Raw genomic sequence first — 22883 nt, forward strand, 5'->3', positions numbered from 1 at the left:
ACGGCCTTTTATTATTTATATATATCTATTACTTCGCTAATTCATGAATTGCTTGCGCGTAAATTGCTGTCGCTTTTAATAAGTCTTCAATTTCAATGTACTCGTCTTTTTGATGCGCAAGTTCTTCTTTTCCAGGGAACAACGGACCAAACGCAACGCCAGCTTCCAATGAACGAGCGTAAGTACCGCCGCCAATCGCTAATAGTTCTGCTTTTTCACCTGTTTGTTCTTCGTATACGCGCTGCAACGTACGAATTAATACGTGGTCTTTATCAACGTGATGCGGACGAGAGTTTGAATAATCCGCTACTTCAAATCCATGAGTACCAACGTATTCTTTTAACTTTGTAATCATCTCTTCAAAGTTAGTCGTAACTGGATAACGTACATTTAATCCTAAATTACCACCAGTCTCTTTCGTATAAGAAAGACGACCAACATTCACTGTTAACGGACCGCTAACTTCATCTTTATAGGCGATAGTAGCCTTTTCACCATAAATATCACCAGTAAATGTCTCTGTTGCAAATGTTGCAAACGAAGCTCCTTTTCCATCAAGAGCGACTTTCGTTAAGAAGTTTGCTAGTAATAAACCTGCATTCTCGCCCTTCTCTGGAGTAGATCCGTGAGCTGAAATCCCTTTAATTTGCAACGTCACCGTATTACCTTCTACAATTGCTTCACCTATTTTTTTAGCAGTTTGTAAATACTCTTCATATGCTACTGTAAGTGCATTTACATCTTCTCCTGTAATAATCGCTTCTGCAAAATCAGGAACCATATTTAAACGGCGACCTGATTCAAATGAAACAAGTTCATATGTACCTTTCTTCTCTTCACTACCACTCTGCACAACTTGTATATCAGAAATTCCTTTTTCTGCATTAATAATTGGAAAATCCGCGTCTGGCGCAAAACCGATTGTTGGCATTTCTTCGTTTTTAAAATAGTGATCTACACATTTCCAATTACTTTCCTCATCTGTTCCTAAAATCATACGAACTCGTTTTGAAAGAGGTAAACCTAATTCTTTCACAATTTTCATCGCATAATAAGCTGCCATCGTTGGGCCTTTATCGTCAATTGCACCACGTGCAAAAATCTTTCCGTCGCGAATATCTGCACTATATGCAGGAGTCGTCCAGCCATCTCCTTCTGGTACAACGTCAACGTGACAAAGAATACCTACTAATTCTTCTCCTTGTCCCATTTCAAGATGACCTGCATATCCTTCTAAATTTTTAGAAGTAAAACCTTCAGCTTCTCCTTTATGTAACATGAAAGATAACGCTTTTTCTACGCCTTCACCAAATGGTGCGCCCTCTTTCGCCGATTCTTCTTCCCATACACTTTTAATTTGTAAAAATTGTTGTGTATCACGAATTAAATCTTCTTTTCGTTTTGCAACCTCTTCTGTCCAATTAATTGCTGACATCACGCATCCATCCTTCACTATATTGTTTCTTTCATCATAACAAACCGAAATCTCTTATGCTATACACGAAACTTAAATACCGAACAATTGTAATATTTCAGATATTTCCCATTAGTTTTTCTTTTATTTTTTCAAAAAAATTTGCAGGAATTTGGCGTTTTACGTAGAATTTTATGTGTTAGTTGACTGACCATATATACAATGTCAACTACCAATATTTTTCTATATGAATATTTGTTAAACTTTTGTAAAATTTAAGTAGATTAAAGCATGAATTTTATCATGTAGAGTACAATGGTAGTAACGACCTTCTTTCCTGAATGGGGTCAAAAAAACTAGTAGAGGAGTGGTTTTCTCTTGAAACCTACAACTACTCGTATGCTAACACGCATTAAATCAATTTATATGTACATCAATGAAAACGGAACGGTAACGACGAAAGACCTTGTAGATGAGTTCGGGATCACACCGCGAACGATACAACGTGATCTAAATGTGTTGCAGTTTAATGAACTCGTGTATAGCCCTTGCCGCGGTAAGTGGACAACAACAGGAAAGAAAGTGAGAATGACCTCATAATGAAAAAATAATTGTATGTAAATAAATACATACCCCTTTCTAACTCATTAGAAAGGGGTCTTTTCTGCGCCGAAAAACAGCACTATTTCTCAGTATCTACTTGATATGTTTTTAACATTTCTACTTCTTCATCTGATAGCTCTCGGTATTCTCCAAGTTCTAACTCTGCATCTAATACTAACGGTCCCATCTCTGTTCTCTTTAGGTAGACTACTTTTTTCCCTACCGCTTCAAACATACGCTTTACTTGATGGAACTTTCCTTCTGTAATGACAAGCTCGATTTCAGAAATCTCATCGCTTTTTAATATTGTAAGTGCACCTGGCTTTGTTTCATAGCCATCATCTAAAATAACACCTTTAGCAAACTCTTTTACATCCTCTTCTGTTACGACTCCTGCAACGTGTGCATAATATTTTTTCGGCACATGCTTTTTCGGAGATAACAATTGATGTGATAACTTCCCGTCATTCGTTATCAATAAGAAACCTTCCGTATCAATATCAAGTCTTCCAACTGGGAACGGATCAAAGATTGCATCTTCTAACTCTAATAAATCTATTACTGTTTCATGATTATCATCTTCTGTCGCTGAAATAACGCCTTGTGGTTTATGCATCATTAAGTAAACAAACTCTTTATATTCCACAACTTCACCGTGAATCATAACTTCTTGTTCTTCTACATTTACATGAACCTTTGCATCTTTCACTGGCGTTCCATCAATTTTCACAACGCCGTCTTTCAATAATTTCTTTACTTCTTTTCTACTTCCATATCCCATATTCGCTAATAATTTATCTAATCTCACGCTTTTCACCTTCTTTGTTTATCATAGAAAAGGGGACGTAATTACGCCCCTTTTGATTTCAACTTTATTTTGAATCTATTGCCAAGTTTACGTTGGATTTTCTCTAACGCTTCTCCGCCAAATACTCTTTCCAGTACTCCTGTGCGAATCGCTAACAATCCGTACACAAGACCACCAATACCTGCACAAATCACAACTGTAATAAGAGCACCCATTCGTCCATCAGGCGAAATCATGAAGGATAGAATCCATTGTGATAACTTTACAGCAACGACCATTACAAGTGTTAATACTGCAATTTGGAATGTTCTCTTATATACAACACCAAATGAATAGTGTACATGTTTTTTGATTTGTCTATTCGTATACCATACGGAAGCTAAGAATCCGACTGCTGTTGCTAAAATTGCTCCAACTGTACCGAAATAACGAATAAAGATTACGTTACATACAAATTTCAAAATAACACCCATAATAAGCGCGACAATCGCATGTTTTTGTTGGTTAATCCCTTGCAGAATTGCTGCTGTTACTGTAAATAAAGCGAATAACAACGCAACCGGTGCATACCACATTAACACTTGTCCACCTAATGGATCTGAGTCATAGAACGCAGTATAGATTGGATATGCAAGTGTTGAAATACCGACAACTGCTGGCAATGTTAAGAACATATTTGCCTGGAATGTTTGTGTAATTTGTAACTTTAAATAACGGTATTGTTTTTCAGTAAATGATTTTGTAATCGCTGGTACAAGCGTTAAACTAAACGCTGTCGCAAGTGATACAGGAATCATAATTAATTTATGCGTCCACATTGTGAAAATACCAAGTGCTCGCTCTGCGATACCACCTTGGCCAATCGCTTGCATAATTGAGTTAAATGTCAATGTATCAATTTGTTGATATAAAGGAATTGTTAACCCAATTACAACGTAAGGAATCGCATATGCAAATAATTCTTTAAATAACTGAACAGTACTCACTGTCGATTCTGGTACAGTTTGTTCAATTAAATATTGATCCAAATGTTTTTTACGTTTTAACCAGTACCAAATTAATACGCCGAGTGCTCCAACTGCTGAAACGAATGCAGCAAATGTTGCTACCCCAACTGCTGTTGCAACTGTACCGCCAAGTACTTTAATAACGATAAAACTACCCGCTAATAAAAAGACGATACGAATAATTTGTTCAATAATTTGCGAAACAGTAGTCGGTCCCATAGATTGGTGACCTTGGAAATAACCACGAATTAAACTCGCTGCTGGTACAACAATAAGTGCAAAACTTACAAGACGAATAATCGTCGTAACTTCTTCTACATTACTGTGTATACTTTGTTTACCAAGCATTGCTTCTGCAAACAATGGCGCCGACATATATAGAACTAGGAACGAAAGAACTCCAGTTACTATCATCATAACCATTCCCGAGCGGAACATTCTCCGGCTCGTTTTATAATCGCCAAGCGCATTATATTTGGAAACAAATTTGGAAACAGCAAGTGGTACCCCTGCCGTTGCAATACTTAAAAAGATCGTATATGGAATGTATCCATATGTATAGAGCGTTCCGCCTTCTGTACCTACTAATGCATGAAACGGAAAGACGTAAATCATGCCTAAGAACTTTACTAAAAATGTCCCTAACGTAACAATAAGCGTTCCGCGCAGAAATTTCGAATCGGACATACAAAAATCCTCCTACATCTACATAAAGTGAAACTTTAATCAGTGTTGGTGTTCTTCCCCACTGATTATTAGTTGAACTATTCGAGCATTTACGGGCTATCAAATCCCTTTTTATTTCTCTTACATCATAAGGTTTTCGTCTTATGGCCCACAAATAGCAGGATAGTGCTGAACTCTAACTTTTGTATTGTACCACAATTCTCTCCTTAAGCAGTACTTCACTCTATTTTTCTTTTAAGGGAAAACATGCTATTCTTTTAGGCAGGAAATGTAGAAAATGAGGTCGATATATTATGCATTATGATGTTATTGTCATCGGCGGCGGGCCTTCCGGGCTAATGGCTGCAATCGGTGCTGCAGAAGAAGGCGCAAATGTCTTACTTCTTGATAAAGGAAATAAACTAGGACGTAAACTTGCGATTTCTGGTGGTGGCCGCTGTAACGTAACGAACCGTCTACCACTTGATGAAATCGTTAAACATATACCAGGAAATGGCCGCTTCTTATACAGCGCTTTTTCTATTTTCAATAATGAAGATATTATTACATTCTTCGAAAATCTCGGTGTAAAACTGAAAGAAGAGGATCATGGTCGCATGTTCCCTGTATCAAATAAAGCACAATCAGTAGTAGATGCACTTTTAACACGATTAAGAGACTTAGGTGTTAAAATCCGTACGAATACACCTGTCGAAACGATTGAATATGAGAATGGTCAAACGAAAGCAGTCGTACTGCAAACTGGCGAAGTGTTAGAAACGAATCACGTCGTTATCGCTGTTGGTGGAAAGTCTGTTCCTCAAACTGGTTCTACTGGAGATGGATATGCTTGGGCTGAAAAGGCTGGACATACTATTACAGAATTATTCCCAACAGAAGTACCGATCCTTTCAAACGAACCATTTATTCGTGATCGCTCCTTACAAGGTCTTGCTTTACGCGATGTAAACTTAAGTGTATTAAACCCGAAAGGAAAAGCTATCATTTCTCACAAAATGGACATGCTCTTCACTCATTTCGGCCTATCTGGTCCCGCCGCTCTTCGTTGTAGCCAATTCGTCGTGAAAGCACTGAAAAAGTTTAAAACGAATACGATTCAAATGAGCATCGATGCATTGCCAGAGGAAAATAGTGAGCAACTATTCCAACGCATGCTGAAACAAATGAAAGAAGATCCGAAAAAAGGGATTAAAAACGTTTTAAAAGGTTATGTACCTGAGCGTTACTTCCTATTCTTATTAGAAAAAAATGAAATTGACGGTAGTGAACAAGCTGGACAAGTTTCTCACGAGAAAATTTGTGCACTTGTGAAAGACTTTAAAGAATTTACTGTGAATGTAAATGGTACGCAGTCAATTGAAAAAGCATTCGTGACTGGCGGCGGTGTATCCGTGAAAGAAATTAATCCGAAAGAAATGTCTTCTAAATTCACGAACGGCGTATATTTCTGCGGAGAAGTTCTTGATATTCACGGTTATACTGGCGGCTATAACATTACATCCGCTCTCGTTACTGGTAGAATTGCCGGAACAACGGCTGGAGAAAACGCGAAAATGCAATATTAAAAAAAGAAACAGGGATTCCTGTTTCTTTTTTTATAGGTACATGAAGTTATATCGGTGATTTCACGACAAATATCCCCTCCCCTTAACTTCCCATTGCTTTTTTGTTGCTTTATATACCTTAGTACCTTTATATTTTATATTGTTGAATATTTGAAAAAGGGTAAGGGGAAAACATATGAGAAAAAAAGTCATGATGTCTTTAATGCTAATGACGTTTCTTTCTGCGGTAGAAGGAACGATTGTTAGTACAGCAATCCCTCGTATAACGAGTGATTTGTCAGGCTTCGAACTTGTTAGTTGGGTATATGCAATTTATATGCTTGCAACAGCTGTTTCGACTCCAATATACGGAAAGCTCGCTGATTTATTCGGCCGTAAAAAAGTTTTACTTATCGGAGCTACAATCTTTTTAGTCGGTTCTGCACTTTGCGGAGTCGTTACATCGATGGAACAATTAATTTTCTTCCGCGCTCTTCAAGGTATTGGTGCTGGTGCTGTTATGCCGATCACAATGACGATTATTGGAGACTTATATAGCGAAGCGAAAGACCGCGCGAAAGCACAAGGCTGGATGAGTGCCGTTTGGGGTGTATCTGGTGTTATCGGGCCGTTAGTCGGCGGATTTTTAGTTGATTCTCTTTCTTGGCGTTATATTTTCTTCTTAAACGTTCCATTCGGAATTATCGCTTGCTTAATGATCGCCATTTATTACAAAGAATCTATTAAATCATCTAAGCAACATATCGATTATCTTGGGGCTACAGTCTTTTCATTAAGCACAATCGCTTTACTATACGCATTATTAACAGGTAGCAGTAAGCAAAACTGGGGAGACATAACAATTATCGGCCTATTAATCTTCGCCGTCGTTTCATTCATTATTTTCTTATTCATCGAGAAAAAATCTCCGGAACCATTAATTCCGCTAGCACTTTTCTCTAACCGTACATTATCTACGATAAACATACTAACTCTCATTGCCGGTGCCATGATTATTAGTATTACAGTATACCTTCCAATCTGGAGCCAAGGTGTATTAGGAAAAAACGCGACAGAAGCCGGACTCATTTTAATGCCAATTCCTGTTATGTGGACATTCGGTGCAATGTTCTCTGGTAACTTAGTAGGCAAATTAAAAACGAAACAAATCATTTTACTTGGAGCTAGCATTTTATCAGTCGCTACGTTCTTATTATTTACATTATCAACACATTCACCATCGTTCCTTATTTATGTAGCAGTCGGATTATTCGGCTTGGGAATGGGGCTTGTGACACCGATTTACATGGTAACAATTCAAGCAGCTGTACCAGCTCATACACGCGGAACAGCCGTTGGTCTAAACACATTTATTAATACATTTAGTCAAACATTAGGTGCTGCAATCTTTGGAACAATCTTCAATACGATGATTCACGCACGTGGCATTAAAAACCTTGATCTTGTATCTGGTGGCGGGCACGGAGGAACTACAGCAAACGTAGTAACCGAATCGCAAGAAGCATTAGCATCAAGTGTTCACGTCATTTATATGAGTACTTTCGTATTAGCAGTATTTACACTAATTATCGCTTGGCTTTTATTAAAGCCAGCTACACAAACAAATGAGCAATAATAAAAAGGATGACCATTTGGGTCATCCTCTTTTTATTCTTCATTCTCCACAATATGTTTCAGCATGGACAATTTATTATCCCAAAAACGCTCATAATACGAGAGCCACTGTTGTAATTCCTCTAGTGGTTCTGGATGCAAGCGATATATCTTCTCTCTTCCACTCTTTCTTCCGCTTACTAAATTCGCTTCTGAAAGAATATGAAGGTGCTTTACAACCGCAGTACGACTCATCGGAAAATGATCCGTTATTTTGGAAATCGGTAACTCTTTATCACTTAATAACCGTATTACTTCTCGGCGGGTTGGGTCAGCAATTGCTTGAAATACATCATATTTCGCTGCTGATGAGGACACTTAGCCTTCGACAACCTTTTTCAGTTTTTCATTTACAATCGCTACCCAGCCTCCGCTCATTCTATCGCGAATAATAGAGCTCTTCGCATTCGCTTTCGGAAGAATTTCATCAGGATGTTTCCAGCCGCCGTGAATTAACGTAAATTCTGTTTTATTATCTCCTAGGTCTTTCAGATTAAACGAAACGACCCAGCCATCTGTATCCCATGAGAAAGATAGATGGTTTGGTTCATCAATTTCTAACACTTTACATGGTGATGGCCCAAATGGTGATTGCACATGAAATTCATGTCCTACCTCTAATGCGAAATCATTTGGCATAAACCATGATGCGATCCCATCTGCAGTTGATACTACATTCCATACTTTTTGAATAGACGCGTTGAAAACGATTGTTTGTTTAATATCATTTAATGTATTTTGTTGTTCCATTTTCATTCTCCTTTATTCGGCGCTCAAATATAACACCTTTTGGTTACATTTAGATAATATAACACCTTTTAGTTTCATGTCAACGCTAATTCTTTTTTACTATTGAGAAATTCTCAACATTTTTTCAACAGGACAAACAACCTCTCAGCATTCCTTCATAAGATACTCACAAAGGCAACAAAAAATAAAAACTTCTCTCAACATGAAACTCCATCATTCATCTTGAAAGAAGAGCCTTACGTATATCATGCGTATTTCGTCTCTCCTCCTTCCCTCGGGGACACTACGCGAGATATGAAAAATCAGAAGGAATATGCCCACCATTTGAGTAGGTAGTTATTTTTCTTCTCCTCAACATTTCCTTAGGAGCGAAATGACTACCGACTCACTTTTTTCAAACAAAAATAAAAAGGGGATGAAAGCTATGTTCTATTGCATTAACTGCTCTGATATTCATCATGAAAAACATCCGAATGATAAAGTATTCAAAAACGGTTTTTATATTGATCCATTTTTAGGTGATCGTTATCACCTTGGTATGTGTACAGATGCCCAAAACCATGAAACAGAGGAGCCTCTTTTAACGACAAAGAAATTAGGTACACCCCAATCTATTATGAACGTATTACCGACACATGTTGTCCCAACATAAAGCATAAAAAAGAGCTGGCTCACCCAGCTCTTTTTTATGCTTTATAAACGATCATTGCTGAAAAACAATAAATTTGGTTCTCATCATCGTTAATGGAAACACCAACTTGATACTTAATATCTACAAAGTTACTATCATCAATCTTTTTCAAAAACACATTTACAGCGTCTTCTAAGTCTTTTTCGTGACTTTCGTCAAACACTTTCACACGAATCATGTTAACACCATCCTAGATCGCAGCCCTCCGCCGCTTGATTATTGCCACGGTGCGTATCTATGATGCGATAAAATTTTCCGTCTTCATATATATATCCGTCTTCTAACACATATTGTTTACCTTCAGTATAGACATAAAACTTACCTATCATAAATTTACTCGTATATAATTCCAAACAATCTGGTCTAAATTTAGCTACAACTTTATTTGTAATATCAATTTTTATTGTGCGCCCCACCTTCTCTCCCTCCTTTGCAAAGAACGGATTTAGGTATATTGTATTAGCGATTTTACATTTTATGCTTAAAAATAAGTGGATATGCCTTCTTTCTTCACCTGTACTATTTTTCTAAAAAAATCATAGATAAGTAAGAGCAAAAAAATATATATAAAAAAAGAGTTTTTACTTATTGACTCGAATATAATTATTATGGTATTATATAAAATTTGACATTTTTATTCACTTGTGTTATCGTTAAAGATGGTTACCACATATGGAGGTGGATGATTTGTTTCAAATTGGTGATAAAATCGTTTATCCAATGAACGGCGCAGGAGTCATCGAAGCCATTGAAGAGAAAGAAATATTAGGAACAATACGTCAATATTGTGTGATACGTATCATTAGTAAAGATATGCAAGTAATGCTTCCTATGGATCAATTACAAAAATCAGGTATTCGTTATATCGTAGATAAAGGTACGTTAGATGATATACTTCTTGAATTTCAAAACGGGGAATCAGATACATCACTTTCCTGGAAACAAAGATATACAATGAATATGGAAAAAATGAAAAACGGCAATCTGCAAGATAGTGCAGAAGTTGTTCGTGATTTACTTCGCCGCAATAAAGAGAGAGCTTTAAATGCGAGCGAAAAACAAATGCTAGATAATGCCCGAAAAATGATGATTAGCGAAGTTGCACTCGTGCAAAATGTTTCTGAACATCAAGCAACAGAATATCTTCAAGATACAATTAATCATTAAATTTAAAATAGCCGACCGCTATTTTTTTTTGCAGAAAAAAGGACAAAGAGCTAAAACTCTTTGTCCTTTTCTATTACCCACGTCCTGCTTGGAACGATGGATATAACGTCATTCCACCATCTGCAAATAACGTAATTCCAGTTACGTAACTTGCCTCTGAGGAAGCGAGCCACGTTGCAACGGCTGCAATTTCTTCCGGTTTTCCGATGTAGCCCATCGGTATCATGCTTTCCACATCAGCACGTTTTTTAGGATCAGCAAACTTCTCTGCATTAATTGGTGTATTTATTGCACCTGGTCCAATATTATTTACTCGAATACCTTTTGGTGCATATTCTAACGCTAACGTTTCTGTCATCAGTTTAATACCACCCTTACTGGCCGCATAATGCACAAATAGCGGCCACGGAATTTTCTCATGAACACTCGACATATTAATGACAGACCCTTTAATATCATGTTCTACAAAATATTTAATCGCTTCACGGCTTCCTAAAAAAGCACCTGTTAAATTTGTATTGATTACTTTATTCCAATCTTCTAGCGGCATTTCATGCGATGGTACCGCATTTTCTATCCCTGCATTATTAATCATAACGTCAAGTGTACCAAACTCTTTCACAGCAGATTGAATGAGATTCACAACATCAGATTCATTCGTGACATCTCCTTTTACAGCAATCGCTTCTCCGCCTACTTTTTTAATTTCTTCTAATACATCATGCGCTTCTGACTCTCGTGAGCGATAGTTAATTACTACTTTCGCTTTCTCCTTAGCAAACCTTACTCCCATCGCTCTTCCAAGACCAGTTGCCGATCCTGTAATAACAACAACTTTCCCTGCTAAATCACTATACATTTCAATACCCCCTTTAACTTTTTGCAACACCTAACATAATTCCAGCTGCAATAATAAAAACGATACCGGCAACAATCCCCATTAATTGGCGTTTCGTTTTCTTTTCACCTAATATAAGAATCCCGCCAAGCGTTGAAATAATAATTCCCATTTGTGATAGCGAGAAACTTGTTGCCACTCCAACACGCGGCTGTGAAATGAATAAAAACATGTTTCCAGCTGCCCAAATTAATCCTGGAATAATATTTCTTATCGCATATTTATTAAATGGATGATGTTTGAACGTAAGCAAAATGCCTCCTAACACCATACCAACTGCTTGTGGCAATAAAGCTGACCAACCATCTACATTAAATAGTCTAATTACTACTACGTAAACTAAATAACCGACTGTTGAAATCAATAAAATGATAATACCTCTTTTAAAATTTCCCGCTTGCTCTGCACTCTTTTCTTCCTCACTTTGAAGTGATGTTAAAATAACACCGATAATAATACAAACGAGTGCCAAAACGCCAAGGACGACTGATATTGTCGTGGACCACTCATGAAATACGATGACTCCAAATAAAGTCGTCGCAACTAATTGCAGTCCTGTCGAAATAGGCATTGTTCTCGAAACGCCCATTAAATCAATACTTTTTAATTGATTCGCCTGTCCAAGTGCCCAAAATAAACCTGATACAATTCCAACTCCAATAACAGTAGGAGTTAATACTGGCTTCATAAAAATATAAACAACAATCGAGAAAATAAGTGCACCAAACGTTGTACCGAGCGTTTGACTATACGGTCCTCCGCCCAGTTTCACGTTAAATAGCACAATACTTCCCCAAAATAGAGCCGGTAAAATCGCTAAAAGTATGTCCATCGCTCATTACCTTTCTTTACTAAATGTCATGGGTTATTACTCTGAATCATTAGAGTGAGCTTTTATTTTTTCTTTTTCGCGTTCACAAACCTTTTCTGCAATAGCACCAGAAACATTCTTTTCTCGCTCCACTTTCTTTATCTTTACATGATCTAAATGATCTTCCAAAGTAAGTGTAACTTTATCATTCGGCGGATTATGTGCACCTTGGAACGTAAGAAATTGTAGCGTAATTTCAAATCTAGGAACGAACTCATCTTTCTTGCCGAGACGCTTTATATTTATAACGGAAGCACATTCATATTGATCTTCTGTCACTTGTCTAATAATTGAATAGTACCTATTCGATAATGCACTTTCTAAAAGCTGTTCCCGTGATTCTTTCGCGAAAGAATCACTTGGAGAAGAGAAAAAGACCGAACATATCATTGTAATAACTACACATATTTTTTTCATAATACCCTCCTTTTTCTATAAATTAGTGTTCGCAAAAATGCCATAAAAAAACGACTTCCCCTATGTAGGAAAGTCGTTTTAATAAATCCAATATTAACCACCGCTCACCGGTGGGATAAGTGCAACAATATCACCAGATTGAATCTTGTCATCTTCATTTGCATATTCTTCATTTATCGCAACCATAATTGGTTCTGTCACTGGCACATTATATTCTTTAGCAACAACATCTTTTAACTCTGCAACCGTAATATTTTCTTTCTCAATTTGTAATTCACTTGTTCCTGCTTCCTCTTGCAAGTGCGCAAATAACAATACTCGAATCATACTTATAGCTCCTTCCCAGGCTCTCCCGCCGGATATGGCGTTTTTTCTAATTGATCACCAATCCAAGAGTCTCCATCTTCCCAAAACTCCTTTTTCCAAATTGGAACAATTTGTTTTATGCGTTCCATAATATATTCATTCGCTTCATAAGCCGCTTTACGATGCGGTGTTGAAACAGCAACAACAACCGCGATATCAGAAATTTGCAGTGTACCGATGCGATGTGTAATCGCAACGTGTGTACCTGGCCACTTCTCTTTCACTTCTAAGCCAATTTTCTCTAGCATTTTTTCTGCCATCGTTTTATAAGCGACGTATTCTAAGTATAATGTACGACGCCCTTTCGTAAACTCTCTAACCGTTCCAATAAATGTTGTAACAGCACCGCATTCACGGCGAATTACTTTTTTCGCTACCTCTTCAACCAAGATTTCTGTATCAATTACTTCATAATACGTATTTGTCATTGCGTACTCCTTACCGTTTGTACAAACCAGTCTATATACAACTCTTCTTCTGTTATATGAAATACTTTATATTCTTCTCGTAAGTTTGCGGGAGCATCATACCACGTAATAACCGCTACTATATTTTCTACTTTATGTAAAAGTTCAACGTCTTCGGCAGAACGAAGTAACACTACTTTCGGATAGCTCTCTTTTTTATAGCCCTCTATTAAAATTGTATCCACTTCAAAAAACTCATATAAGCGAATAATTTCTCGTAAGGACCATTCCTCTTTTAATGACGACAGCGAAAGTAATCCCGCACCTTCTACACTACTCACAACAGCACCCGCCTTTCGGTGCCTTTCACTATCTTTTTGCGCTACTTCTGGAAAACCTCCGTGCCCGTGATGTTTAATGGTAGCAACTTTCATTTTCCGTTCAGCTAACGCATGCACTACTTTCTCAACAAGCGTTGTTTTCCCGCTATTTTGATACCCTACTATTTGTAAGATTGAAGGGGCTTTGCCCATGGCCAATCACATCCCTCGGCGTGCTCTAACAATAATACAGATACTTTCATCCCTGCCTCAAATCCTCTCGTTCCTCCAGGCAACACAATAAAAGCATTCGCATCAGCAAGTGAAGATACCGCACTTGATTTATCTAAACCGACCGGCATCGCTTGTAATGCCCCTTCCACAATTGTCACGTTTGCTCTTACAAAACGAGTAAACGGATTTGGTTTTGGAAAATCTTTTTGTAAAATAGCATCAGCTCTATATACGTGAGGCTCCTTCGCATACAAATATGTTTTTATAACCGGCTGTACAAATAGCTCAAAACCTACGTAGCAAGCTGACGGATTTCCTGATAAACCGAAAAGTAACTTCCCATCAACTTCAGCTACTGTCGTTACACTTCCTGGTCTCATCGCTATTTTATTAAAGAGTACATTCGCTTGTAATCTTTCATAAATAGCCGGCAAGTAGTCATAATCTCCTACCGACACACCGCCTGTCGTAATTAAAATATCAACCTCATTCATCGCTGATTGAACGGCTGTAAAACATGCATCTAACTCGTCGGCTAGTTGGCCATAATAACGAACTTTCCCTCCGGCTTTCATAATTTGAGCGGCAATCATATAAGAGTTACTATTTCTAATTTTCCCCGGCTGTAACGACTCATGTACTTCTAACAGTTCACTTCCTGTCGTCACAATACCAACAACAGGCTGTTTTACAACCTTCACAGTACTATATCCAAACGTCGCTAATAAGGCCGCAACACCTGGATTAATTGCAACACCCTTCTTAACGAGAACTTGATTTTGTTTTATATCTTCCCCTTTAAATGACACGTTGTCACCACTATGAAAAGGACGCTTTAGCTTCATATATGTTTTTCCGCTTTTCTCAAAACCTTCCGTCAGCTCTAGCATTACGACTGCATTACAATCCTCTGGAATAGCTGCTCCTGTCATAATACGAACCGCCTGAAATGCCCCTACTTCTTCTGTAAAAACAAATCCCGCCCCGATTTCTCCTATTACTTCAAACTCAATCGAATTCTCTTGATTTGCTTCTTTCGTATCTTCTGCCCGAATTGCGAAACCATCGTAAGGAGAACGATCAAAATGAGGAACGTCATGATCAGAGACAACATCCTCCCCAAGAATTCTCCCGTAACTTTCCGTAATAGAAACTTCTTCTACTTCACCATTCTTCGCATATTCCATTACTCTCTCTACTGCCTCAGCAACTTGAATCGGAATTCGTTTTTCTACCATCGTTTCTCACCTCATATTTGCAATTTTTTTTATCTCGATTAAACTTTATATATTAAATAGAAATTACTTCAAGGAGGAATTCCATGTCTTCATTCACACACTTTAATGACCAAGGACGCGCGAAGATGGTTGATATAAGTGACAAAAAAACAACCGTTCGAACGGCAATTGCGTGCTCTAGCATTGTTGTTACAAAAGAAATTTACGATAAAATCTCTCACAATGAAATCGGGAAAGGTGACGTATTAGCAGTTGCACAAATCGCAGGTATTATGGCTGCGAAACGCACTTCTGATATTATCCCAATGTGCCATCCTTTATTATTAAAGGGTGTTGACGTTTCTTTTGATTGGAAACAATCCGAAGAACAATATCGACTACTTATTGAAGTAAAAGTTAAAACAGAAGGTAGCACCGGTGTTGAAATGGAAGCTTTAACAGCTGCCTCCGCTACCGCTCTTACTGTGTACGATATGTGTAAAGCTGTTGATAAAGGTATGATTATTGGCGAAACGTACTTACTTGAAAAAACAGGTGGAAAAAGTGGAGATTATACGAGAAAATCTTAATCTTCTCTCTGTTGAATCTAAAGGGTTTTCCTTTAGATTCAACCTATATATCTTGCATATAAACGTTTTGCTACATTGATATCATTCGTCCCATGAATAAACGCCCTGCCATCTGTAAATAAAACAAAACGAAATTCCTCTATCGGAAATGATAATAAATACGGAGTAGCTTTTACATCCACACTTCTTTGTAAGCGCTTTTTAATTTCTTCTAAATTAAATTCATTCCGCACACCTGGACGGATTTGCACTGTATTTCTGCCACATAACACTTCTGTTTTCGTTTGTGCTTCAAATGTTAAACTCGGATATGTACGTAATCTTCCGCAAGATAAACACGTGTCTTTTTTCTGCCTATTCACTTTGAATGCCATCTGTTGATTATTCCATAGGTCAAACGATAACATCGTTTCGCGAAGCGCCCCATAGTCTTCTACTAATATTTTCAGCGCTTCCGTTATTTGATGCGCCACTACTAATTGTACTGCCGGCTGTATAATACCAGCTGTATCACATGTTGCTCCGCTCGCCGGATGCTCCATTAAACAGCGGAAACACGGTGTTTTTCCTGGTAAAATTGTATACGTTACTCCGTAGCTTCCGACACAACCACCATATATCCACGGGATATTATACTTTTGTGAAATATCATTAATAAGAAGACGCGTTTCAAAATTATCTGTCGCATCTAATATTAAATCTACATCATTCACTAGCTCTTCCATTTCTTGCACTGTTACATCCGTCACAACCGGATTTATTTCCACCTCAGAATTAATCGCCTTTAAATGTTCTGCCGCTGCTACCGCCTTCGGTTTATACTGCTTTGCATCTTCTTCTGTATATAATTGTTGCCTTTGTAAATTGCTCCATTCTACATAATCACGATCTGCAATTGTTATTTTTCCAACACCTGCTCTCACAATTGCTTCTGCATTTGCTGCACCAAGAGCTCCAGCCCCAATAATAAGCACATGTTTCTCTCTAATTTTTCTCTGTCCTTCTTCTCCAACACCAGCAAATAATATTTGTCTTGAATATCGCTCCTGCATACGATAGCCCCCTTTCTTATCCTCCTATATAAGACATTTCAATTTTCGGACGATTTTTTGCACTTTCTTCTGTCCGTTCATCCGAATATCTATCTTTTCTATTCATCCATACATCTTGTATAACACTTACTAACTCATCATCCGAAAGATTCCCTCTAAGAAGTTCCCTTATATCCAATCCTTCGGTCGCAAATAAGCAAGTATAAAACTTTCCATCTGCCGAAATTCTCGCTCTCGTACAAGAGGAACAAAACGATTCAGAAACAGAAGTAATAAAACCGACTTCGACATTTGTTCCAACGTAACGATATCGCTTCGCAACTTCACCGAAATAATGCACTTCAGCTGGCTCAAGCGGATACACGCTATGAATCATTTCTATTAATTCTTGCTTTGTAACAACTTGATCAAAGTTCCATCCATTTGTACTACCAACATCCATAAACTCAATAAACCTAAGTGTGATTCCTTGCTCTTTAAAATAGGCAGCCATCGGAAGTACTTGATGGTCGTTCATTCCTTTTTTCACAACCATGTTTACCTTTACATCAAGCCCGGCCTCTTTTGCAGCCATAATTCCCTTTATAACCGGTTTCGTATTAATATTCCGGCCATTAATGCCCTTAAATACATCATCATCTATTGCATCTAAACTAACATTTACTCTATGTAATCCAGCTTCTTTTAATACTTTTGCTTGTTTCGTTAAATGAATCGCATTGGTCGTTAACCCTATATCTAATAGCCCGTCAATTTTCACGAGACGTGCAATAAGTTTTGTTAAATCTTTACGAAGTAGTGGCTCGCCACCAGTAAGTCTAATCTTTCGTACACCGATGCTAACAAATAGTTTTGCCAAACGCTCAATTTCATCAAACGTAAGTAAAAACTCATCTTTCAAAAAAGCATAATCTGGCCCAAATACTTCTGCTGGCATACAATATGTACATCTAAAATTGCAACGATCAATGACAGATATGCGCAAATCTTGAAGCGGGCGTCCAAAAAAATCTGTAACCATCTCCTGCATCGCCACCCTCTCTTTCTGCCAAATTTCTCTCTTTTCATTCTATTATAATATATTTTCGAACTGCGATGTTTTTGCTCAAGTGAATAAAGTGAAACTTTCCTAAGCAATTAGACTACCTACAAATAACTAGATAAAAACCTTGAAGCATAAAAGCTCCAAGGTTTTCTTCTTATTAACTTAATCTAATAATAGTTAAAGTAGCTCCTGGCGTTGTCGTAGATAATGTAGCGATTGCAACTAATCCAAATAACTGCAAACTAACAGCAGCTCCAGCAGGCAAATTAGCAATGATTGTCGCATTAAACGAACCTGTAGCTACTGCTGGTGAATTTATTGTTCCTGCAAGCGGACTACCATTGACGGTTATACGAGAACTTACAAGTAAAGAAGCTGTTAAATTTACTGTATAAGCTATATAGTAATTCCCCGCATTCGCAACTGTAAATACAGTATTTCCTCCGCTAACGGTAATTCCTGGACCAATATTTTGATTGTTCGGTAGCGGTACATTCGTACCACCTAACAGAACAGAAATAGCACTTCCTGATGTGTTATTCGCAAATGAGTACGTTGCAGTTGTACTAACTCCGGTCACACCAGTGGCTCCCGTTGCCCCGGTTGCTCCAGCTCCAGTTGGACCGGTTGGACCTTGGATTCCTTGCGAACCAGTTGGACCCGTGTCCCCTGTTGGGCCTTGTGCACCAGTTGCTCCTGTGGCCCCCGTTGGACCTTGGGGACCCTGGACCCCCTGCGGCCCTTGAATTCCTTGGGGACCTGTCGCTCCGGTTGCTCCAGTGACTCCCGTTGGACCTTGAATTCCTTGCGGGCCTTGTGAACCAGTAGCTCCCGTATCCCCTGTTGGGCCTTGGGGACCTTGCAATCCTTGCACACCTTGGGGACCGGTTGGACCTATTTCTCCTTGAACACCTTGAATTCCGGTTGGGCCTTGAGGACCAGTCGGACCTTGCACCCCTTGTATCCCCTGAATTCCCTGCGGACCTTGTGCTCCTGTTGCTCCGGTTGCTCCTTGTATCCCTTGGGGACCTTGTGCACCTTGAATTCCTTGGGGACCTGTTGGACCTTGAATTCCTTGAGGACCTTGGATTCCCTGTGGACCTTGATCTCCTGTCGCCCCAGTTACTCCTTGTATCCCTTGAGGCCCTTGCACTCCTTGCGCGCCTGTTGGACCTTGGATCCCTTGCACTCCTTGTATTCCTTGCGGGCCTTGTAAACCCGTAACCCCAGTTGCTCCCGTTTCTCCGGTCGCTCCTGTCACTCCTGTTGAGCCCGTAATCCCAGTATCTCCAGTTGCTCCTGTAACCCCAGTTGCTCCTGTTGGTCCAGGTGGTCCACCGGATGGACCTGTCACTCCTGTCGGACCTGATGGCCCCGTTGGACCACTCGGTCCTGCAGGTCCTCCAGAAGGACCTGTTACTCCTGTCGGCCCTGTAGTTCCTTCCCCTGTCGCTCCGGTTACACCCGTATCCCCTGTTACTCCTGTTGGACCAATCGGACCTTGTAACCCTTGCACTCCCTCTGGTCCTGTCGCTCCTGTTTCTCCTTGTGGTCCTCTCAATCCTTGTGGCCCCTGCTGTCCTTCTGGTCCCGTTGCACCTATTGGTCCAACTGGTCCTTGTATCCCTTGCACACCTTGTGGTCCTGTCGGGCCCATCTCCCCCATCGGACCTTGTAATCCTCTTGGTCCTTGGGGGCCTGTTGGACCTTGGGGACCGGTTGGGCCAGTAATCCCAATACCAGTAAATCCCGTTGGAACGGGTGGAAAGGTAGGCCCAATAAGATTTGGTGGAATTCTGAAATTAGAGTTTAATGAATGTTTTTTATCACGCTCTTTCACACTTTCACCACCTACATACCATCTTTTTTACATGAAACAAACCTCTTCTTCTTAATATGTATTTACAAAAACAAACTCAAAGACTATTTTTATTTGAAATAATAAAAACTCCCTTAATTCCTTAAGGGAGTCCAGCTACTGAATCCATATTATCTGTATTCGGGACAGCTTGTGCTATACTCGATGCATTTACATTTTGCCCCATATTTGTTCCTGTTAGAGTACCAGCAGGAGTACCACGCGTATATGTCGTCGTCACCGAGTCTCCAGGCTGTAAACAAAGCTTCGTCTCCGTTCCTATTACTGTAACAACATCAATCCAGGTGCACCCCATTGAACCACTATACGATTTCGTAGCAGTAAATGAAGTATCACTCAAATTATCACCGGTAAATATATTCCCAGTGTTATTCACAATAACAAATTCTTTTATATGAGCAGGCATAATCACACTCTACCTTTCCTCTATGAACCTAATGTACGTGTACTCGTTGCTAATGGCGGAAGAAACACTGATGTTCGAATCACTGCTTCTGGCTGTCTTTTCCCATTTAAAAAAATAGCCGCACTCGAACCTCCAGCACCTGCATATATTTTTGCTACAGCTAAAGGTGAGATATCATAACAGTCACCAACATTAACAGCCCCTGTATTATTAATAATTTTTACTTTCCGCAAGTTAATCCCCATTTACCTATCCCCCTTTTGTACACTGTATGCAAAAGAAAAAAACTTGAAACAAACACGTTTCAAGTTTTTTTAGCTACTTATTTCGTTTCACCTTCATATTGAAGCATACCGCCAACCATGTTCATTGTCTTAAATCCTTGCTCATTTAAATAATGGCATACATTTTCACTGCGCATTCCCGAACGACAAATAAAGATATATTCATTCTCTTTATCAAAGAAATCTACTTTATTTGGGATATCACCCATTTTAATGTGTACAGCTTCTGGAATTTTCCCTGCTGCTACTTCTTCATCTTCCCTTACGTCTACTAAAAATAACGTTTCTCCATTTTCTAAACGCTCTTGCACTTCTTCTGTAGTAATTGTTTTAACTTCTGTCATATGTCGTTCCTCCTTATATACAATAAAACCTTTAGTCTCTTCCTTAAACAAGCATATCTAGTCAATTTTAGCATGCGAAAGAAAGAACGCAAAGAATGGAAATTTTATTTCTCAATTTTCCCGCAAAACTTATTCTTTACAAACATAACTCGTGCATTGTATCCTCAATATACTTGTTTTATGAAAGGAGCCAATGAAAATGACACTTTTTCTTTTCATTACGGGCATCATTTTCTTAATCGCCGCAATTATTGCACTTAGTATGAAAAATAATAAAAAGATAAAATCACCACAAGAAATGTCATTCTTATTTCTATTGCTTAGTATAGCGTTCTTCGGTATAGCAGTTGCCACATATATTTTCCGTCTACAAATCATGTAAAAAAAGGTGCCTACTACATGCATTGCACCTTTTTCACACCTTTTATTTTCTACACCAAACTAGATACTTTCCGATTTAAAAATTCATAAACTTTCTTTTCAAATAAATGAATATCAAATACTCCTGCCATATGCCCATTTATACTTTCTATCTCATACACTTCCGCATATTTCCCTTGTTTTTGCAACGTGTCTACCATTTTATAATTATAACGTGACGGCTGAAGCAAGTCTTGCTTGCATGGAATCATAAGTACGTTTGCTTCTATGTTAGAAAGCGCCTCTTCTAAAGATGAAAATCCATGTGCAATATCATGTAATAAAACTGCTTTCGCAGTGTATATCCACGAATTTGCATCTACTAACTCTATACTTCTATATGTCACTTTATTTATTTCTTTCTCAAATGATGTTAATGTAGAAAACTTTTCATAAGGTTCTACCTCTATACTATTACGAGGGAATGTTGTTTCATAAAAGTGCTCATCGAATGCGTTCATAAACATCATTCTATTTGCTAAATGAAGTCCCTTCATTGGCTGCTCTTCTCCATATTTTCCGCCCCTCCAACTTGGATCCAGTTGAATAGCCTCAATTGCATTTTGCGCTACATTTACCGACGTAATAATTGGATTTTGCGGGTTCGTAATAACACCAATCATTCGCTCTACCATATGAGGATAATGAACAGCCCATTGCTGTGCAATCATCCCGCCAGCTGACGGTCCCATTACAGCATGTAACCTTGCGATTCCCATATCTTTTATTAACTCATATTGCATACGAGCTACATCAAGAAATGTAAAAACCGGAAAATCCATTGCATATTCATCTCCAGTTTTCGGATCAATCGATTTCGGTCCTGTTGTAATCACATACGGGTTCTTTACCTGCACATTACAAAGATTATCAGTGCATATAACAAAGTATTTATTTGTATCAATTGCTTTTCCAGGTCCAATTAAACTATCCCACCAACCAGACTCCTCATCATGCGCTGTATATTTTCCTGCCGCGTGACTAGTTGCACTAAAATGATGACAAACCAAAATCGCATTTGACCTTTCTCTATTTAAAGTACCATACGCCTCATACCCCATTTGAACAGGAATTTCCCTACCATTTTCAAACGTAAATTCTTTTAAAATAAACTTCTCTTTTTTTACAATTTGCACAGACTCTCCCTCTCCCTGTTATAGTATGAACTGCTTACTAAAGGATTTTTTCTATGCAAACCAATCTCCTCCTTCTTTTCATAAATAAATGAATAATATACAAAATTAGCCACAAAATAGCACTATATTACACAATTAAAGAGGGAATACATATGATTTGGAATTGGCTACGTAAGAAAAAAAAATCAAATACAACAGAGAAAAACGAAACAGATAACTTGGAGCAACAACCTAACAATCAAGAGGATGGTAACAAAGAACAGACTAGAAGTATGAAACATAATAAAGATAGCAATGGCGCGCAAAAAAAAGAGGAAAACAAGGATTCTTCTCAGGATAAGCAACAACAACAACATTCTAAGCAAAGCGACTCGAATCAAGATAAACAACAAAGCTCTAAACAAGACGACTCGAATCAGGATAAACAGCAAAGTTCTAAGCAAAGCGACTCATCTCAGGATAAACAACAAAGCTCTAAACAAGACGACTCAAATCAGGATAAACAGCAAAGCTCTAAACAAGATGACTCGAATCAGAATAAACAGCAAAGTTCTAAACAAGACGACTCAAATCAGGATAAACAACAAAGCTCTAAACAAGATGACTCGAATCACAATCAACAACAGCATTCTAAACAAGACGACTCGGATCA

The 22883-nt window shown here is 38.4% G+C and carries 27 protein-coding genes and 2 pseudogenes; 8 read left to right on the top strand and 21 right to left on the bottom strand.

Annotation, left to right across the window (positions count from 1 at the left end; genetic code table 11):
* Positions 1-28 precede the first annotated feature (28 nt).
* Complete coding sequence (pepV, locus tag PDL00_RS32540; protein WP_144535566.1) at positions 29-1435, bottom strand: dipeptidase PepV; 1407 nt, start codon at positions 1433-1435, stop codon at positions 29-31.
* A 357-nt stretch (positions 1436-1792) separates the two neighbouring features.
* Between pepV and PDL00_RS32545 the strand changes: the two genes are divergently transcribed.
* Positions 1793-2014, top strand: a complete 222-nt coding sequence (locus PDL00_RS32545) for a DeoR family transcriptional regulator (RefSeq protein ID WP_000805512.1) — start codon at positions 1793-1795, stop codon at positions 2012-2014.
* An 82-nt stretch (positions 2015-2096) separates the two neighbouring features.
* On the opposite strand, the gene PDL00_RS32550 is transcribed toward PDL00_RS32545, so the two are convergent.
* Both PDL00_RS32550 and PDL00_RS32555 read right to left on the bottom strand, forming a co-directional pair.
* The gene (locus tag PDL00_RS32550) at positions 2097-2825 is read right to left on the bottom strand and encodes a pseudouridine synthase (protein WP_071722484.1); all 729 of its coding nucleotides are present in this window, start codon (positions 2823-2825) and stop codon (positions 2097-2099) included.
* Positions 2826-2866: 41 nt separating this feature from the next.
* Positions 2867-4519, bottom strand: a complete 1653-nt coding sequence (locus PDL00_RS32555; RefSeq protein ID WP_270733662.1) for a putative polysaccharide biosynthesis protein — start codon at positions 4517-4519, stop codon at positions 2867-2869.
* A 293-nt stretch (positions 4520-4812) separates the two neighbouring features.
* Here PDL00_RS32555 and PDL00_RS32560 point away from each other — a divergent pair, with 293 nt between their 5' ends.
* Together PDL00_RS32560 and PDL00_RS32565 are read left to right on the top strand one after the other, a co-directional pair.
* Positions 4813-6084 (top strand): NAD(P)/FAD-dependent oxidoreductase, encoded by a 1272-nt coding sequence (locus PDL00_RS32560; RefSeq protein ID WP_270733663.1) that lies wholly within the window; start codon positions 4813-4815, stop codon positions 6082-6084.
* A 175-nt stretch (positions 6085-6259) separates the two neighbouring features.
* Positions 6260-7699: an MDR family MFS transporter gene (locus tag PDL00_RS32565; RefSeq protein WP_270733664.1), complete on the top strand. Its 1440-nt coding sequence runs from the start codon at positions 6260-6262 to the stop codon at positions 7697-7699.
* A 32-nt stretch (positions 7700-7731) separates the two neighbouring features.
* Here PDL00_RS32565 and PDL00_RS32570 read toward each other — a convergent pair whose 3' ends face one another.
* Both PDL00_RS32570 and PDL00_RS32575 read right to left on the bottom strand, forming a co-directional pair.
* On the bottom strand, positions 7732-8055 hold the full coding sequence (locus PDL00_RS32570; RefSeq protein ID WP_000098837.1) for an ArsR/SmtB family transcription factor: 324 nt from the start codon (positions 8053-8055) through the stop codon (positions 7732-7734).
* Complete coding sequence (locus PDL00_RS32575) at positions 8056-8487, bottom strand: SRPBCC family protein (RefSeq protein WP_242256427.1); 432 nt, start codon at positions 8485-8487, stop codon at positions 8056-8058.
* 424 nt (positions 8488-8911) lie between these two features.
* On the opposite strand from PDL00_RS32575, the gene PDL00_RS32580 reads away from it, so the two are divergent.
* Positions 8912-9139, top strand: coding sequence for a DUF3973 domain-containing protein (locus PDL00_RS32580; RefSeq protein ID WP_061676806.1), 228 nt, complete (start codon positions 8912-8914; stop codon positions 9137-9139).
* A gap of 34 nt (positions 9140-9173) precedes the next feature.
* On the opposite strand, the gene PDL00_RS32585 is transcribed toward PDL00_RS32580, so the two are convergent.
* Together PDL00_RS32585 and PDL00_RS32590 are read right to left on the bottom strand one after the other, a co-directional pair.
* A complete protein-coding gene (locus PDL00_RS32585) occupies positions 9174-9356 on the bottom strand; it encodes a sporulation protein Cse60 (protein WP_000621751.1) in 183 nt (60 codons plus the stop codon).
* 1 nt (position 9357) lies between these two features.
* Positions 9358-9594, bottom strand: coding sequence for a DUF2553 family protein (locus PDL00_RS32590; RefSeq protein WP_000533797.1), 237 nt, complete (start codon positions 9592-9594; stop codon positions 9358-9360).
* 256 nt (positions 9595-9850) lie between these two features.
* Between PDL00_RS32590 and PDL00_RS32595 the strand changes: the two genes are divergently transcribed.
* Positions 9851-10345 carry a CarD family transcriptional regulator gene (locus PDL00_RS32595; protein WP_001998466.1) on the top strand — a complete coding sequence of 165 codons (495 nt, stop codon included), beginning with the start codon at positions 9851-9853 and terminating at the stop codon, positions 10343-10345.
* A 73-nt stretch (positions 10346-10418) separates the two neighbouring features.
* On the opposite strand, the gene PDL00_RS32600 is transcribed toward PDL00_RS32595, so the two are convergent.
* The 7 genes from PDL00_RS32600 to moeA all read right to left on the bottom strand — a co-directional run bounded on the left by PDL00_RS32600 (position 10419) and on the right by moeA (position 15096).
* Positions 10419-11204 carry a glucose 1-dehydrogenase gene (locus PDL00_RS32600; RefSeq protein ID WP_063262115.1) on the bottom strand — a complete coding sequence of 262 codons (786 nt, stop codon included), beginning with the start codon at positions 11202-11204 and terminating at the stop codon, positions 10419-10421.
* 13 nt (positions 11205-11217) lie between these two features.
* Complete coding sequence (glcU, locus tag PDL00_RS32605; protein WP_132135240.1) at positions 11218-12075, bottom strand: glucose uptake protein GlcU; 858 nt, start codon at positions 12073-12075, stop codon at positions 11218-11220.
* A gap of 36 nt (positions 12076-12111) precedes the next feature.
* Complete coding sequence (locus tag PDL00_RS32610) at positions 12112-12531, bottom strand: DUF3888 domain-containing protein (protein WP_270733666.1); 420 nt, start codon at positions 12529-12531, stop codon at positions 12112-12114.
* A 93-nt stretch (positions 12532-12624) separates the two neighbouring features.
* Positions 12625-12858: a molybdopterin converting factor subunit 1 gene (gene moaD / locus PDL00_RS32615; protein ID WP_061676801.1), complete on the bottom strand. Its 234-nt coding sequence runs from the start codon at positions 12856-12858 to the stop codon at positions 12625-12627.
* Between the two features lie 2 nt (positions 12859-12860).
* Positions 12861-13325: a molybdopterin synthase catalytic subunit MoaE gene (moaE, locus tag PDL00_RS32620; RefSeq protein WP_001994514.1), complete on the bottom strand. Its 465-nt coding sequence runs from the start codon at positions 13323-13325 to the stop codon at positions 12861-12863.
* Entirely contained in the window at positions 13322-13837 is a 516-nt protein-coding gene (gene mobB / locus PDL00_RS32625) for a molybdopterin-guanine dinucleotide biosynthesis protein B (RefSeq protein ID WP_242256431.1), read from the bottom strand. The genes moaE and mobB overlap by 4 nt, the downstream gene beginning before the upstream one ends.
* Positions 13807-15096: a molybdopterin molybdotransferase MoeA gene (gene moeA / locus PDL00_RS32630; protein WP_270733667.1), complete on the bottom strand. Its 1290-nt coding sequence runs from the start codon at positions 15094-15096 to the stop codon at positions 13807-13809. The genes mobB and moeA overlap by 31 nt, the downstream gene beginning before the upstream one ends.
* An 83-nt stretch (positions 15097-15179) precedes the next feature.
* Between moeA and moaC the strand changes: the two genes are divergently transcribed.
* A complete protein-coding gene (moaC, locus tag PDL00_RS32635) occupies positions 15180-15665 on the top strand; it encodes a cyclic pyranopterin monophosphate synthase MoaC (protein ID WP_063262121.1) in 486 nt (161 codons plus the stop codon).
* A 38-nt stretch (positions 15666-15703) separates the two neighbouring features.
* Here moaC and PDL00_RS32640 read toward each other — a convergent pair whose 3' ends face one another.
* The 6 genes and pseudogenes from PDL00_RS32640 to PDL00_RS32665 all read right to left on the bottom strand — a co-directional run bounded on the left by PDL00_RS32640 (position 15704) and on the right by PDL00_RS32665 (position 20675).
* A complete protein-coding gene (locus tag PDL00_RS32640; RefSeq protein WP_242256435.1) occupies positions 15704-16717 on the bottom strand; it encodes a molybdopterin-synthase adenylyltransferase MoeB in 1014 nt (337 codons plus the stop codon).
* A gap of 16 nt (positions 16718-16733) precedes the next feature.
* On the bottom strand, positions 16734-17747 hold the full coding sequence (moaA, locus tag PDL00_RS32645) for a GTP 3',8-cyclase MoaA (RefSeq protein WP_242256437.1): 1014 nt from the start codon (positions 17745-17747) through the stop codon (positions 16734-16736).
* A 172-nt stretch (positions 17748-17919) separates the two neighbouring features.
* Positions 17920-19539 (bottom strand): annotated as a pseudogene (locus PDL00_RS32650) (BclA C-terminal domain-containing protein); the annotation flags it as partial.
* A 184-nt stretch (positions 19540-19723) separates the two neighbouring features.
* Positions 19724-20047, bottom strand: coding sequence for a hypothetical protein (locus tag PDL00_RS32655; RefSeq protein ID WP_242257444.1), 324 nt, complete (start codon positions 20045-20047; stop codon positions 19724-19726).
* Positions 20048-20067: 20 nt separating this feature from the next.
* Positions 20068-20292, bottom strand: a complete 225-nt coding sequence (locus tag PDL00_RS32660; protein ID WP_000512461.1) for a spore germination protein — start codon at positions 20290-20292, stop codon at positions 20068-20070.
* A 77-nt stretch (positions 20293-20369) separates the two neighbouring features.
* Complete coding sequence (locus tag PDL00_RS32665) at positions 20370-20675, bottom strand: rhodanese-like domain-containing protein (RefSeq protein ID WP_000141210.1); 306 nt, start codon at positions 20673-20675, stop codon at positions 20370-20372.
* Positions 20676-20874: 199 nt separating this feature from the next.
* On the opposite strand from PDL00_RS32665, the gene PDL00_RS32670 reads away from it, so the two are divergent.
* On the top strand, positions 20875-21057 hold the full coding sequence (locus PDL00_RS32670; RefSeq protein ID WP_270733669.1) for a hypothetical protein: 183 nt from the start codon (positions 20875-20877) through the stop codon (positions 21055-21057).
* Between the two features lie 49 nt (positions 21058-21106).
* On the opposite strand, the gene PDL00_RS32675 is transcribed toward PDL00_RS32670, so the two are convergent.
* Positions 21107-22231: an alpha/beta fold hydrolase gene (locus PDL00_RS32675; protein WP_270733670.1), complete on the bottom strand. Its 1125-nt coding sequence runs from the start codon at positions 22229-22231 to the stop codon at positions 21107-21109.
* A gap of 152 nt (positions 22232-22383) precedes the next feature.
* Between PDL00_RS32675 and PDL00_RS32680 the strand changes: the two are divergent.
* A pseudogene (locus PDL00_RS32680) lies at positions 22384-22883 on the top strand (spore germination protein); the annotation flags it as partial.

This window comes from Bacillus cereus group sp. TH152-1LC, assembly GCF_027710505.1.
In the GTDB taxonomy this organism is placed as follows: Bacteria; Bacillota; Bacilli; order Bacillales; family Bacillaceae_G; genus Bacillus_A; species Bacillus_A mobilis.

Excerpts from the sequence above, each read along its gene's own strand:
- pepV (WP_144535566.1), bottom strand. The coding sequence starts at position 1,435 with ATGTCAGCAATTAATTGGACAGAAGAGGTTGCAAAACGAAAAGAAGAT.
- PDL00_RS32555 (WP_270733662.1), bottom strand. The coding sequence starts at position 4,519 with ATGTCCGATTCGAAATTTCTGCGCGGAACGCTTATTGTTACGTTAGGG.
- PDL00_RS32560 (WP_270733663.1), top strand. The coding sequence starts at position 4,813 with ATGCATTATGATGTTATTGTCATCGGCGGCGGGCCTTCCGGGCTAATG.
- PDL00_RS32565 (WP_270733664.1), top strand. The coding sequence starts at position 6,260 with ATGAGAAAAAAAGTCATGATGTCTTTAATGCTAATGACGTTTCTTTCT.
- PDL00_RS32575 (WP_242256427.1), bottom strand. The coding sequence starts at position 8,487 with ATGGAACAACAAAATACATTAAATGATATTAAACAAACAATCGTTTTC.
- PDL00_RS32580 (WP_061676806.1), top strand. The coding sequence starts at position 8,912 with ATGTTCTATTGCATTAACTGCTCTGATATTCATCATGAAAAACATCCG.
- PDL00_RS32585 (WP_000621751.1), bottom strand. The coding sequence starts at position 9,356 with ATGATTCGTGTGAAAGTGTTTGACGAAAGTCACGAAAAAGACTTAGAA.
- PDL00_RS32595 (WP_001998466.1), top strand. The coding sequence starts at position 9,851 with ATGGAGGTGGATGATTTGTTTCAAATTGGTGATAAAATCGTTTATCCA.
- PDL00_RS32600 (WP_063262115.1), bottom strand. The coding sequence starts at position 11,204 with ATGTATAGTGATTTAGCAGGGAAAGTTGTTGTTATTACAGGATCGGCA.
- glcU (WP_132135240.1), bottom strand. The coding sequence starts at position 12,075 with ATGGACATACTTTTAGCGATTTTACCGGCTCTATTTTGGGGAAGTATT.
- PDL00_RS32610 (WP_270733666.1), bottom strand. The coding sequence starts at position 12,531 with ATGAAAAAAATATGTGTAGTTATTACAATGATATGTTCGGTCTTTTTC.
- moaD (WP_061676801.1), bottom strand. The coding sequence starts at position 12,858 with ATGATTCGAGTATTGTTATTTGCGCACTTGCAAGAGGAAGCAGGAACA.
- moaE (WP_001994514.1), bottom strand. The coding sequence starts at position 13,325 with ATGACAAATACGTATTATGAAGTAATTGATACAGAAATCTTGGTTGAA.
- mobB (WP_242256431.1), bottom strand. The coding sequence starts at position 13,837 with ATGGGCAAAGCCCCTTCAATCTTACAAATAGTAGGGTATCAAAATAGC.
- moeA (WP_270733667.1), bottom strand. The coding sequence starts at position 15,096 with ATGGTAGAAAAACGAATTCCGATTCAAGTTGCTGAGGCAGTAGAGAGA.
- moaC (WP_063262121.1), top strand. The coding sequence starts at position 15,180 with ATGTCTTCATTCACACACTTTAATGACCAAGGACGCGCGAAGATGGTT.
- PDL00_RS32640 (WP_242256435.1), bottom strand. The coding sequence starts at position 16,717 with ATGCAGGAGCGATATTCAAGACAAATATTATTTGCTGGTGTTGGAGAA.
- moaA (WP_242256437.1), bottom strand. The coding sequence starts at position 17,747 with ATGCAGGAGATGGTTACAGATTTTTTTGGACGCCCGCTTCAAGATTTG.
- PDL00_RS32655 (WP_242257444.1), bottom strand. The coding sequence starts at position 20,047 with ATGCCTGCTCATATAAAAGAATTTGTTATTGTGAATAACACTGGGAAT.
- PDL00_RS32660 (WP_000512461.1), bottom strand. The coding sequence starts at position 20,292 with ATGGGGATTAACTTGCGGAAAGTAAAAATTATTAATAATACAGGGGCT.
- PDL00_RS32665 (WP_000141210.1), bottom strand. The coding sequence starts at position 20,675 with ATGACAGAAGTTAAAACAATTACTACAGAAGAAGTGCAAGAGCGTTTA.
- PDL00_RS32670 (WP_270733669.1), top strand. The coding sequence starts at position 20,875 with ATGACACTTTTTCTTTTCATTACGGGCATCATTTTCTTAATCGCCGCA.